The following is an 11,917-nucleotide window of genomic DNA, read 5'->3' on the forward strand; positions in this document are numbered from 1 at the left end:
ACGGGCGCTTCAGGGGCACACCGGCATCCATCAGAGCCAGCGAACCACCGCAGACCGTGGCCATCGACGACGAGCCGTTGGACTCGGTGATGTCGGACAGCACGCGGATCGTATACGGGAACTCTTCCTTGGTCGGCAGCAGCGGGTGCAGGGCGCGCCATGCCAGCTTGCCATGACCGATTTCGCGACGACCCGGCGCGCCAAAGCGGCCGACTTCACCCACCGAATAGGGGGGGAAGTTGTAGTGCAGCATGAAGCGTTCGTAGCGCAGGCCATCCAGACCATCGATCATCTGTTCCGCATCGGCGGTGCCGAGCGTGGTGGTGACGATGGACTGGGTTTCGCCGCGGGTGAACAGCGCCGAACCATGGGTGCGCGGCAGGAAGCCGACCATCGCTTCGATCGGGCGCACCGTCTTGGTGTCGCGACCGTCGATGCGGCGGCCTTCCTTCAGGATGGCGCCACGCACGATGTCGCCTTCAAGCTTCTTGAACAGCTTGCCGGCCTTCATCTGCTCCTGCGGGGTGCCATCGGCAAACACGGCCTTGGCCTTGCTCTTGGCGGCGGCCAGCGCAGATTGGCGCTCCGACTTGCCGGACAGGCGATAGGCGGCGTCGATGTCCTTGCCGATTTCCTTCTTCAGCTTGGTCAGCATCGCCTTGTCGTCGGTGATGGCCATGTCCCAAGGATCCTTGGCGGCCTTTTCAGCGAGACGGATGATGGCATCGATCACCGGCTGGATGTTGCGATGAGCGAACATCACGCCGTCGAGCATTTCCTTTTCCGAAAGCTCCTTGGCTTCGGATTCGACCATCATCACCGCATCATGCGTGCCGGCGACGACGAGATCGAGGCTGCCTTCCTTGACCTGGGTCTTGGTCGGGTTCAGCACATATTCGCCGTCGATGTAGCCAACGCGGGCACCGGCAATCGGGCCCATGAACGGCACGCCCGACAGGGTGAGCGCAGCAGAGGCCGCGATCAGCGCTAGGATATCGCCTTCGGCTTCGCCATCATAGCTCAGCACATGGGCAATCACGTTGATTTCGTTGTAGAAACCTTCCGGGAACAGCGGACGGATCGGACGATCGATCAGGCGGCTGGTGAGCGTTTCATGCTCGGTGGCGCCGCGTTCGCGCTTGAAGAAGCCGCCGGGAATGCGGCCAGCAGCGGAATATTTTTCCTGATAGTGGACGGTGAGCGGGAAGAAATCCTGGCCCTCCTTCACACTCTTGGCGGCGGTGACGGCGCACAGCACGACGGTTTCGCCCAGGGTGGCGAGCACAGCAGCATCGGCCTGACGGGCAATGCGACCGGTTTCCAGGGTCAGCGTGCGGCCGCCCCAGTTGATTTCTTCTTTGTGGATGGTGAACATGATCTTCTTTCCCTGACGAACAGGCCCTATTGCCAGTCGCCACAGCTTTGGTTGCCGCCCCTTGTGGCGGCGCCGGTTCCCATAACGCTCATTCGCTGTGGGCCGGATATAAGTGATTTCAAGTGAAATGGTACATTTCACGACTCGGAAATCACGTCAGATACAAGAACGGCCCCGATTTCGGGGCCGTCCGGGGGGCTGAACCTTACTTGCGCAGGCCCAGCTTGGTGATCAGCGCAGTATAGCGCGCTGCATCCTTCTTCTTGAGATAATCCAGCAGCGAACGGCGCGTGTTCACCAGAACGAGCAGGCCACGGCGCGAGTGATTATCCTTCGCGTGGGTCTTGAAATGCTCGGTCAGATTGGTGATGCGTTCGGTCAAGATCGCCACCTGAACTTCCGGCGAACCGGTGTCGTTGGCGGCGCGAGCATTGCTGCTGATGATTTCGGCTTTCTTTTCGGCGGTCACCGACATCGTGTTACTCCTTCAGATAAGGTTGAACCCGCGCAGCACCCGCACCTCGCCCGATTGGGCCTCGACCAGCGCCACGGGAACAGAACCGTGGACCGCGAGATGGGTGCCGTTGCTGGCTGGGTGCCCGAAAAGCCTGCGCCCTTGTTGGAGCGCCGCCGCCTCGTCGGGCGTGAGAGCGAGAGCCGGGATGTCGTCCAGCCCTGCCATCAGTGGCAGACATGCCTGTTCAAGTGCGCGGCCCTGCACCAGTTCGGCCAGTTTGTCCAGTGATATCGCCTCGGCAAGGGTGAACGGGCCGGAGCGGGTGCGGCGCAGCATCGTCACGTGGCCGACGCTGCCAAGCGCTGTTGCGATATCGCGCGCGAGGCTGCGGATATAGGTGCCTTTGGACACCAGGCAGGAAAAACTTGCGCTGTCCGCCGTGGTGGCCACCAGTTCAAGGCTGTGAACGGTGATGTGCCGCGTTGCCAGCACCACGATTTCGCCGGCGCGGGCCAGTGCATAGGCGCGCTTGCCGTCTACCTTCAGCGCCGAATAGGCTGGCGGCACTTGTTCGATGGGGCCGGTGAAGGCGGCCAAGATGGCGGCGATGGCGGCGGCATCGGGGCGCACGTCGCTGGTCGCCACCACGTCGCCTTCGGCATCGAGCGTGCTGGTCTGCGTGCCGAACTGCACGGTGAAATCATAGCCCTTGCTGGCATCGAGCATGCGGCCGGCGAGCTTGGTGGCCTCCCCAAGCGCAATCGGCAATACACCGGTGGCGAGCGGATCGAGCGTGCCGCCATGGCCGATGCGCGGTACGGGCAGGCCGTTGGTGCGCAAGATGCGCTTCACCGCCGCCACACCCTGCGCGCTGGACAGCACCAGCGGTTTGTCGAGGACGATCCAGCCGTTGATTGCGGCCGGCTCAGTCTTCGCCGTCATCATCATCCGGGGCATCGGCCAGGTTCTTCCACGGCCGGGGAGCGGATATTTCGACCGGCGGCAGATCACGGGCGATTTCCGGGCGGCGCAGCACTTCGTCGATGCGGGCGCCGGCGTCATAGCTGTCGTCGCGGCGGAAGGTCAGATCGGGCGTGTATTTGGTGGCCAGCCGCTTGGCGACTTCGCCGCGCAGCCAGCCGCGATGCTGGCCGAGTGCCTTGATCACGGCTTCATCGTCGCCGTTGGAGGCTTTCACGAAGGCGATGGCGTGGCGCAGATCGGGCGTCACGCGCACTTCGGATACCGAAATGATGGTGCGGCTGATGATCTCGTCGCGCAGATCACCGCGCGCAATGACCTCGGCGAGCGCGTGGCGCACCTGTTCGCCGATGCGCTGCAGGCGGATCGGGCGGCCCTGGGCATCAGGGGTGGAACGGACCATGTCGATACTCCTCCCGATCAAGGGGCCCCATCAGGGGCGGCAGTGGTGGGGGCAGGCAGTGGTGGGGGCAGGGCGGGCCTGCCCCCAAGGGCGCAACCGTTAAAGATTGCGTTCCTTCATTTCCACTTCGTAGGTTTCGACGATGTCGCCGGCCTTCACGTCCGACGAATCCGCCAGGGTGATACCGCATTCCAGGCCAACCTTGACCTCGGACACGTCTTCCTTGAAGCGGCGCAGCGAGGCGATGGAGCCGGTGTAGATGATGACATCGTCGCGCATGACGCGCGCCCTGAGCGCCTTCTTGATATAGCCTTCGGTGACCCGCAGACCAGCGGCCTTGCCGATCTTGCCGGCCTGGAAGACATCCAGCACCTGGGCACGGCCCACCACGGTTTCGAACGCTTCGGGGCCGAGCTGGCCCGCCATGCCGGCCTTCACGTCGTCGATCAGATCATAGATCACGTCGTAATATTTCAGCGCCACGCCATCGCGCTGGGCGATTTCGCGGGCCTTGGCATTGGCACGGACGTTGAAACCGATCACCGGAGCGCCACTGGCCTTGGCCAGCGTCACATCGCTTTCGGTGATGCCGCCGGTGCTGGCGAGCAGCACCTTGGCGCGGATCAGATCGTTGCCCACCTTGGACACGGCACCCGCAATGGCTTCGGCCGAACCTTGGGTATCAGCTTTGATGACCAGCGGGAATTCCTGGACCTTCTTGGCGCGCAGCACCGAGAACATGTCTTCCAGATTGGCCGGGCCGTTGCCAGCCGTGCGCTTGGCGGTGGCGAGGCCAGCGCGATAGTCGGCAACTTCGCGGGCACGGGCTTCGTTTTCCACCACGGTCACGACATCGCCGGCCTGCGGCACGCCGCCCAAACCCAGGACTTCGACAGCCGACGACGGGCCGGCTTCCTTCACCGTTTCGCCCTTGTCATCGACCATGGCGCGCACGCGGCCCCATTCCTGGCCCATCACGAATATGTCGCCGCGCTTCAGGGTGCCGCGCCGCACCAGCACAGTGGCGAGCGGGCCCTTGCCCTTGTCGAGCTTGGCTTCGATCACGGTGCCTTCGGCCGGACGTTCCGGGTTGGCCTTCAGTTCGCTGACTTCGGCGAGCAGCAGGATCTTTTCGAGCAGATCATCCAGGCCGGTCTTCTTGATGGCGGAAATTTCCACGTCCATCACATCGCCGCCCATTTCTTCCACCTGCACATCCTGCTGCAGCAGGGCGGTGCGGATGCGGGCAGCGTCGGCGCCGGGCTTGTCCATCTTGTTGATGGCCACGATCATCGGCACGCCGGCCGCCTTGGTGTGCTGAATGGCTTCGATGGTCTGCGGCATGATGCCATCGTCCCACGCCACCACCAGCACCACGATATCGGTGATGCTGGCACCGCGCGCGCGCATCGAGGTGAACGCCTCGTGGCCCGGGGTGTCGAGGAAGGTGATCTTGCTCTTGTCGGCGGTGGTCACCTGATAGGCGCCGATATGCTGGGTGATGCCGCCGGCTTCGCCCTTCACGACGTTGGTGCCGCGCAAGGAATCCAGCAGGCTGGTCTTGCCGTGATCGACATGGCCCATGATGGTGACGACCGGCGGACGCGCCTGCATGTCGCCGTCGATATCGACCTCGCCAACCATGCCCTTTTCAACGTCGCTTTCCGACACGCGCACGATGTTGTGGCCGAATTCGGTCAGCACCAGTTCGGCGGTGTCCTGATCGATTTCGTCAACCGCCGCCGACGGCACGCCCAGACGGGCGAGCAGGCGCACAACGTTGCCGGTGCGTTCGGCCATGCGGTTGGCCAATTCCTGCACGGTGATCATGTCGGGCACGGTCACATCACGGACTTGCTTGGCCTGGCTGCCAAGGCGGCCGCGTTCCTTTTCCCGGGCGCGGCGCAGCGCTGCCAGGCTGCGCACGCGGGTGTTGCCTTCGTCATCCAGCGCGCGGGTAACGGTGAGCTTGCCGGCCTTGCGGCGATCATCGCCCAGTTTCGGGCGCGACGGCTTGGCGGCTTCCGGTTTGCGGCCCGGAATGAGGCGCACGCGCATGCTGTCATCGTCGTCGTCGCCGACGTCGGTGGGGATGACAAGGCCGGTTTCGGCATCCGGCTGCGGATCGGGCCGCGTGGCAAGCTCTTCCTCGCGGTGGCGCTTTTCCTCGATCCGGCGGCGCTCTTCCTCTTCGCGGACGGCGCGTTCCTGATCTTCGCGGATGCGGGCTTGTTCCAGCAGGCGCTGGCGATCTTCTTCAGCCTGGCGCGCATACAGCGTGGCCATTTCGGCCGGCGTCATGCGCGGGCGCTGCGGCGCTGCCTGGCTCGGGGCCGGACGGGCCGGTTGGCCGGGGCGGGCGGCGCCCGTGGCGGGACGCGCGGGCGCCACTGCCGGACGGCTGGCGGCCTTGGCCTCCGGAACTGGCGTCGCAACGGCCTTGGTTTCGGGAGCAGCGGCTGCGGACGCAGTGGTTGCGGGCGAACTGGGGGCCGGTTCCGGCGTCTTGGCTTCCGGCCTGGGCGGCAGCGCGCGTTCCACCGGGCGGAACATCACCGGCGGCGGCATCTGTGGACGCGGCGCCGGGGAAGCCGGTGCTGATTCAGCCGGAGCAGCAGGCGCGACGGCGGCCGGTGCTGCGGGTGTTGGGGCAGGGGCAGCCGGACGCGGCGCCGGGGCTGGCGCAGCGGCGGCAGGAGCGGGAGCCGGAGTCGGCGCAGGAGTCGGTTCCAGCGCAGCTTCGCCCGGACGGTGCAGCACGCGGGCGCGCTTCACCTCTACCACGACCTGTTTGGAACGGCCGTGGCTGAAGGTCTGCTTGACCTGCCCGACCGCGACGGCCTTGTTCAGACCGAGGGGGGCACGCGTGCCAAGCTTGGGTTTGTTGTCGTCACTCATAATCCGCCGCCTAATGCCTTTCGCGCAGCGGAAGGGCAACCTCTGTTGCACCTGCCGCCCAATCTTCTGCCGATTTCACGTCATCTGCTGGTTTGTCGCCACAAAATCCCGCCAGCCGATCAAGATCAGCCAACACGCGGGTGGCAGCGCCTTCATCCACCAGCGCCATATGCACTACATTTTCGCGTCCCAGGGCTGCCGACAGCGCATCGCGCGCGATCGGCACCCGGCGGTGCGGTATGTCTTCGCCCAGGCTCTCGCCAACAGCACGGGCCATGCCATCGATGCGGTCGCTGCCATCAGGCCGGGCGTCGGCGGCGTGAAGCACGGCAAACACCTTGCCCTTGGCCAAGGCCTCACGCACCCGGTCACCACCCAATATGAGCGTGCCCGAGCGTTTTTCCAGCCCCAACCGGGCCAGCAACCGTTGCTGCAGACCGGCCGCAATCCGGTCGCCCAGATCATCCGGCAGGGAAAAACCATTGCCCTTGAAGGCCCGCGCCAGCGCGCCGCGCAGCCGGCCCTTTGCGGCCACCGTATCGAACAAGGTGCGATCGGCCGTGATCCAGGCGCCACGGCCGGGCAGCCGTTCCGACCAATCGGCCGCAACCTGGCCCTCCGGCCCCAGTGCCAGCCGGATAAGGCCAGTACGCGGAGCAGGTTCGCCCGTCAGGATACAGCGGCGTTCGGAGCTATCCTTGCCGCGGCCCTTAGGCGTGTCCGGAGATGCCGGATTCAGGCGATCATTGGTTTCCATCCGCTGAGGCGTCCTCCCCAGCGGCAGTCTCATCGGCAAACCAGTGCGCGCGGGCGGCCATGATGATGCGGTTGCCATCATCTTCGGCCAGTCCGCTGTCTTTCAGAATGCCGGTGCGGCCAACCAGTTCATCGGTGGCCAGATCGCCCAGATCATCCAGCGTCTTGATGCCCTTCTTGCCCAGCACCACCAGCATGGCCTCGGTCAGGCCCTCGATGGCGGCCAGATCGTCGGACACGCCCAGGCCGCGCCGTTCTTCGCGGGCCGTGGCTTCGCGGCGTTCCAGCGCCTCGACAGCGCGGTTTTGCAGTTCGGTGGCCAGATCCTCGTCAAAGCCTTCGATGCTGGCGACTTCAGACAGATCGACATAGGCGACTTCTTCCAGTTCGGAGAAACCTTCGGCGACCAGCAGCTGGGCCAGCGTTTCATCGACATCCAGTTCGGTCTGGAACAGTTCGGATTTCTCGACGAATTCCTTCTGCCGGCGCTCGCTTTCGTCGGCTTCGGTCATGATGTCGATCTGCTTGCCGGTCAGCGCACTGGCCAGACGCACATTCTGGCCGCGGCGGCCGATGGCGAGCGAAAGCTGATCGTCGGGCACCACCACGTCGATGCGGCCTTCTTCTTCATCCAGCACAACCTTGGTGACTTCGGCCGGCTGCAGCGCGTTGACCACAAAGGTCGCGGTGTCGGGCGACCAGGGGATGATGTCGATCTTTTCGCCCTGCAGTTCCTGCACGACGGCCTGCACGCGGCTGCCCTTCATGCCGACGCAGGCGCCGACCGGATCGATCGAGCCGTCGCGGCTGATCACGCCGATCTTGGCGCGGCTGCCCGGATCGCGGGCGACGGCCATGATCTCGATGATGCCGTCATAGATTTCCGGCACTTCCTGCGCGAACAGCTTTTTCATGAAATCGCCGTGGGCGCGGGACAGGAAAATCTGCGGGCCGCGCGGTTCGCGGCGGACCGAGAAGATCAGGCTGCGCACGCGGTCGCCGGGCTTCAGCACTTCGCGCGGGATCTGTTGATCGCGGCGGATAACGCCTTCGGCTTTGCCCAGATCGACGACAACGTGGCCGAACTCGGCACGCTTGACAACGCCGGTGATGATCTCGCCCTGGCGGTCCTTGAATTCCTCGTATTGGCGGTCACGTTCGGCATCGCGCACCTTCTGCACGATCACCTGCTTGGCGCCCTGTGCTGCGATGCGGCCGAATTCGACCGGCGGCAGCGGATCGACGACAAAGCTGCCCAGTTCGGCGGCCTTGTCCTTCTTAAGCGCGTCCTTCAGGTTGATCTGCTTGAAGAAATCTTCCGGTTCCTCGACCACTTCGAGCACGCGCCACAGGCGGGTTTCACCGGATTTGGGATCGATCTTGGCGCGGATGTCGTTTTCGGCGCCATAGCGGGCGCGGGCGGCGCGCTGAATGGCGTCTTCCATCGCTTCGATCACGATTTCGCGATCAATCGATTTCTCGCGGGCAACGGCGTCGGCAATGGCCAGCAGTTCGGCGCGGTTGGCAGTGAGAGCAGTCGCGGTAGCCATCTCAGTCCTCCGAAAATTCGGTGTCGGGGGTATCATTGTCATTGTCAGCAGGGGCACTGCTTTCGATGATCTCGTCGGCGCCGGTGGGATCCAGCGGTTTCGATTCGGCAATCAGGCGGTCGGTCAGCACCAGCTTGGCCTGCTTGATATTGGCCAGCGGCAACCGCAGGGCCAAGCCAACCTTGGTGGTGAGCAGCACATCATCGCCATCAAGGCCGGTTACGGTGCCGACAGCGCGAGCGCGGTCATCAACCTTGGGCTCCAGCGCCATCTTGGCTTCGTGACCCACCCAGCGCGCCCAGTCGCCCGGGCGGGTGAGTGGCCGGTCGATGCCGGGGGAAGAAACTTCCAGATGATATTCGCTGGCAATCGGATCCGCGTCTTCAAGCGGCACATCGAGCGCACGGGAAAGTTTGGCGCACTGATCGATGGTCAACTGGCCGGTGGCCGGGTCTTCGGCCATCACCTGCAGGGTAAGGCTGCCCGGCTGGCCCGACAGCAGGACGCGCACCAGATCAAGCCCCATCGCCGCCACAACAGGGGCAATGATGGCCGTCAGGCGGGCATCGAGGTCGGTCTGGGCCAAGACGAGGCAACTCCGGAAAGGACAGGGTCAACGAAAAGACGGCGTCAACGAAAAGACTGGGTCAACATGGTCAAGCAGCTTTGGCGCTGCGCAGCGGGGCCGCGCAGCCTGCAATCGATCAACCATGCAGGTATGAGCGGCGCTATACGCCAGTTGCCGGCAGGCAGCAAGTGGCGTTGCATCGAGGGGAGTCGCATCGGCGGGAGTCGCATCGGGGGGAGTCGCATCGGGGTTAACAAGAGCGTAGCGGTCGCCTATAGGAAGGCCAACTGCAATCATTCGGGGCATCGCACCATGGCAAATATTCTTGGCAATCTCACGCAGGCGCTGTTTCTGGGCCTGGTGCTGCTGGCCGGCATGATCGGCTATAATCTGTCGGCAGGCGCCGATACCATGGCTGTGGTGATGGGCACGCTGCGTACCGCCCACTCCTGGGCCGGCGTGCTGTGGATCGGCCTGCTGTATTATTTCAACTTCGTGCAGATCCCGACCATGCCGAGCGTGCCGGCCGAACTGAAGCCGGGCGTGACCAAATATATCGCTCCCAAGGCGCTGCTGTACTTCCGCCACGCCGCGCTGTTGACGGTCATCCTGGGCCTCGCGATTGCCGGGCATGCCGGTTATCTCGGCCCGGCGCTGATGCTGCAGGAAGGTTTCCGCGTGATTGGTATCGGCATGTGGCTGGGCCTGATCATGGCCTTCAACGTGTGGTTCCTGATCTGGCCGAACCAGAAGATCGCGCTGGGCATTGTTGATGGCGATGCCGATGCCAAGGCAAAGGCCGGCAAGACCGCGATGATCTTCAGCCGCACCAACTTCGTGCTGTCATTCCCGATGCTCTATTGCATGATTGTGCAGGGCAACGGGCTTGGTGCCTGATCGGGGCGCCTGATCCGGCATCGGTGCTGAAATCAGGAAACGGCCGGTCCGCCAAGCGGGCCGGCCTTTTTCATGTCTTGCGCGGTTCGGCCTGCAGGCCGGTCACCGGCGCGCAATCGGGGAATTCGGCATAGCTGGCCTTGCGGCCATTGCGGCTGATCCATACGCGCAGCGAGGCGAAATCCGGGCAGGAGCGATAGCGCCAGCGAAATTCCCAGCCATCGGCCCATTGCCGGCCTTCCCGGGCCGCAAAGGCCGCGCGGGGATTGCCTGACTGGCGGTGATATTGCTGGGCCAGCCGGTCGGCCATGGCGGCTGCTGCCTGTGCATCAATGGCCGGATCATACAGGCTGAGCATGGCGATCCCGCCCGCCACGAAGGCAGCAACAACAAGCATGAGGCGGCGGCGGTTCACTGCCTGCCCTTGTGCACCAACACGCGGCACGGCAAAAGGGGTGCCCGCCTTGTTTCCGCATCCGCATGAGCGGCGTTGACAAGATTTGGGCCATCCTTTAGTGCCGCGCCTTCGTTCGGGGCCGGAATCACCTGATTCTGGCGCCGCGCTCTGTTTGAAACTTCTAACTTCAACCTTTTAGTATCAAGGCTCCAACCATGTTCGCAGTGGTGCGCACCGGCGGTAAGCAATACCGGGTCGCCGATGGTGACAAGATCATCGTCGAAAAGATCGAAGGGGAAGCCGGCACCGCCGTCGCCCTTGAAACCCTGATGACCGGCGAAGGCGCCGCGCTCACCATGGGTGGTGCCGTGCAGGCTGAAATCGTCGCTCAGACCAAGAGTGACAAGATCATCATCTTCAAGAAGAAGCGCCGCCACAATTATCGCCGCCGCAATGGCCACCGTCAGCAGCTGACGGTCATCAAGATCACGTCGGTCGCCTGACCGCTTAACAGGAGCAGCCCACCATGGCTCACAAGAAAGCAGGCGGCTCGTCCCGGAACGGCCGCGATTCGGAAAGCAAGCGCCTTGGCGTGAAGCGTTTTGGCGGCCAGGCCGTCAATGCCGGCACCATCATCATCCGCCAGCGTGGCACCCCCACGCATGCCGGCCGCAATGTCGGCATCGGCAAGGATCACACCTTGTATGCGCTCGAAACCGGCACCGTGGAATTCCACACCGGCAAGCTCGGCCGCAAGTACGTGTCCGTGAACGCCGTGTCGGAAAACTCTGGGGCGGAACCGCTCGCGGCTGAATAAGCCCGGCTCTTTTCCGCTTGAAAAAAGGGGAGCTGGGCGACCGGCTCCCTTTTTGTTTGGACCCTAACCATGCACTTTCTCGATCAGGCCAAGATTTTCGTTGCCTCCGGTACCGGCGGCGATGGCGCCGTGTCGTTCCGGCGCGAGAAGTTCGTGGAATATGGCGGCCCTGATGGCGGCGATGGCGGCAAGGGCGGCGACATCATCTTCGAATGCGTCGACGGCCTCAACACGCTGATCGACTTTCGCTACACCCAGCATTTCAAGGCCAAGCGCGGCGCCCACGGCATGGGCCGCAACCGCACCGGCCCGGGCGGCGATGATATGTTGGTCAAGGTGCCGGTGGGCACGCAGATTTTGGCCGATGATGACGAACGCACGCTGATCGTCGATATGACCCGCGTGGGCCAGCGTGCCATCCTGATGAAGGGCGGCGACGGCGGCAAGGGCAACGACCATTACAAGACCAGCACCAACCGCGCCCCGCGCCAGTTCCAGGCCGGTTTTCCGGGCAAGGAAATGTGGATCTGGCTGCGGCTGAAGCTGCTGGCCGATGTTGGCCTGGTGGGCCAGCCCAATGCCGGCAAATCCAGCCTGATCAACGCCATTTCCAACACCAAGGCCAAGGTTGGCAACTATGCCTTCACCACGCTGAAGCCGCAGCTCGGCGTGGTCGCGCACAAGGGCCAGGAACTGGTGATGGCCGATATCCCTGGCCTCATTGCCGGTGCTGCCGAAGGGGTGGGCATCGGTGACCGCTTCCTTGGCCATATCGAACGCTGCCGCGTGCTGCTGCATCTGGTCGATGCCAGCCTGCC

The 11,917-nt window shown here is 64.0% G+C and carries 13 protein-coding genes; 4 read left to right on the forward strand and 9 right to left on the reverse strand.

Annotation, left to right across the window (positions count from 1 at the left end; all coding sequences use genetic code 11):
• The 8 genes from pnp to RMO81_RS10550 all read right to left on the reverse strand — a co-directional run.
• Window positions 1–1,375, reverse strand: a 1,375-nt coding sequence (gene pnp, locus RMO81_RS10515; RefSeq protein ID WP_310475809.1) for a polyribonucleotide nucleotidyltransferase, incomplete at its 3' end; no start/stop codon positions are given.
• A gap of 205 nt (window positions 1,376–1,580) precedes the next feature.
• Complete coding sequence (gene rpsO, locus RMO81_RS10520; RefSeq protein ID WP_022679253.1) at window positions 1,581–1,850, reverse strand: 30S ribosomal protein S15; 270 nt, start codon at window positions 1,848–1,850, stop codon at window positions 1,581–1,583.
• A gap of 12 nt (window positions 1,851–1,862) precedes the next feature.
• Window positions 1,863–2,774: a tRNA pseudouridine(55) synthase TruB gene (gene truB / locus RMO81_RS10525; protein ID WP_310475810.1), complete on the reverse strand. Its 912-nt coding sequence runs from the start codon at window positions 2,772–2,774 to the stop codon at window positions 1,863–1,865.
• The gene (rbfA, locus tag RMO81_RS10530) at window positions 2,758–3,216 is read right to left on the reverse strand and encodes a 30S ribosome-binding factor RbfA (RefSeq protein ID WP_310475811.1); all 459 of its coding nucleotides are present in this window, start codon (window positions 3,214–3,216) and stop codon (window positions 2,758–2,760) included. The genes truB and rbfA overlap by 17 nt, the downstream gene beginning before the upstream one ends.
• Before the next feature lie 99 nt (window positions 3,217–3,315).
• The gene (gene infB, locus RMO81_RS10535) at window positions 3,316–6,114 is read right to left on the reverse strand and encodes a translation initiation factor IF-2 (RefSeq protein ID WP_310475813.1); all 2,799 of its coding nucleotides are present in this window, start codon (window positions 6,112–6,114) and stop codon (window positions 3,316–3,318) included.
• A gap of 10 nt (window positions 6,115–6,124) precedes the next feature.
• Entirely contained in the window at window positions 6,125–6,871 is a 747-nt protein-coding gene (locus RMO81_RS10540; protein ID WP_310475814.1) for a DUF448 domain-containing protein, read from the reverse strand.
• On the reverse strand, window positions 6,858–8,420 hold the full coding sequence (gene nusA, locus RMO81_RS10545) for a transcription termination factor NusA (RefSeq protein WP_310475815.1): 1,563 nt from the start codon (window positions 8,418–8,420) through the stop codon (window positions 6,858–6,860). The genes RMO81_RS10540 and nusA overlap by 14 nt, the downstream gene beginning before the upstream one ends.
• A gap of 1 nt (window position 8,421) precedes the next feature.
• Window positions 8,422–9,006: a ribosome maturation factor gene (locus tag RMO81_RS10550; RefSeq protein WP_310475816.1), complete on the reverse strand. Its 585-nt coding sequence runs from the start codon at window positions 9,004–9,006 to the stop codon at window positions 8,422–8,424.
• A gap of 294 nt (window positions 9,007–9,300) precedes the next feature.
• On the opposite strand from RMO81_RS10550, the gene RMO81_RS10555 reads away from it, so the two are divergent.
• Window positions 9,301–9,885, forward strand: a complete 585-nt coding sequence (locus RMO81_RS10555; RefSeq protein WP_409049608.1) for a urate hydroxylase PuuD — start codon at window positions 9,301–9,303, stop codon at window positions 9,883–9,885.
• Between the two features lie 70 nt (window positions 9,886–9,955).
• On the opposite strand, the gene RMO81_RS10560 is transcribed toward RMO81_RS10555, so the two are convergent.
• Window positions 9,956–10,282, reverse strand: a complete 327-nt coding sequence (locus RMO81_RS10560) for a hypothetical protein (protein ID WP_310475817.1) — start codon at window positions 10,280–10,282, stop codon at window positions 9,956–9,958.
• Window positions 10,283–10,497: 215 nt separating this feature from the next.
• Here RMO81_RS10560 and rplU point away from each other — a divergent pair, with 215 nt between their 5' ends.
• The 3 genes from rplU to obgE all read left to right on the forward strand — a co-directional run.
• Window positions 10,498–10,785, forward strand: coding sequence for a 50S ribosomal protein L21 (gene rplU, locus RMO81_RS10565; protein ID WP_310475818.1), 288 nt, complete (start codon window positions 10,498–10,500; stop codon window positions 10,783–10,785).
• 23 nt (window positions 10,786–10,808) lie between these two features.
• On the forward strand, window positions 10,809–11,099 hold the full coding sequence (gene rpmA / locus RMO81_RS10570) for a 50S ribosomal protein L27 (protein ID WP_310475819.1): 291 nt from the start codon (window positions 10,809–10,811) through the stop codon (window positions 11,097–11,099).
• Between the two features lie 69 nt (window positions 11,100–11,168).
• On the forward strand, window positions 11,169–11,917 hold a 749-nt coding region (obgE, locus tag RMO81_RS10575; protein ID WP_310475820.1), incomplete at its 3' end, for a GTPase ObgE.

It is taken from the genome of Sandarakinorhabdus sp. (assembly GCF_031422795.1).
In the GTDB taxonomy this organism is placed as follows: Bacteria; Pseudomonadota; Alphaproteobacteria; order Sphingomonadales; family Sphingomonadaceae; genus Sandarakinorhabdus.

Bases quoted from the DNA above. Each gene is read 5' to 3' on its own strand.
- RMO81_RS10555 (WP_409049608.1), top strand. From the start codon at position 9,301: ATGGCAAATATTCTTGGCAATCTCACGCAGGCGCTGTTTCTGGGCCTG.
- infB (WP_310475813.1), bottom strand. From the start codon at position 6,114: ATGAGTGACGACAACAAACCCAAGCTTGGCACGCGTGCCCCCCTCGGT.
- rplU (WP_310475818.1), top strand. From the start codon at position 10,498: ATGTTCGCAGTGGTGCGCACCGGCGGTAAGCAATACCGGGTCGCCGAT.
- rpsO (WP_022679253.1), bottom strand. From the start codon at position 1,850: ATGTCGGTGACCGCCGAAAAGAAAGCCGAAATCATCAGCAGCAATGCT.
- truB (WP_310475810.1), bottom strand. From the start codon at position 2,774: ATGACGGCGAAGACTGAGCCGGCCGCAATCAACGGCTGGATCGTCCTC.
- RMO81_RS10560 (WP_310475817.1), bottom strand. From the start codon at position 10,282: ATGCTTGTTGTTGCTGCCTTCGTGGCGGGCGGGATCGCCATGCTCAGC.
- nusA (WP_310475815.1), bottom strand. From the start codon at position 8,420: ATGGCTACCGCGACTGCTCTCACTGCCAACCGCGCCGAACTGCTGGCC.
- rpmA (WP_310475819.1), top strand. From the start codon at position 10,809: ATGGCTCACAAGAAAGCAGGCGGCTCGTCCCGGAACGGCCGCGATTCG.
- RMO81_RS10540 (WP_310475814.1), bottom strand. From the start codon at position 6,871: ATGGAAACCAATGATCGCCTGAATCCGGCATCTCCGGACACGCCTAAG.
- rbfA (WP_310475811.1), bottom strand. From the start codon at position 3,216: ATGGTCCGTTCCACCCCTGATGCCCAGGGCCGCCCGATCCGCCTGCAG.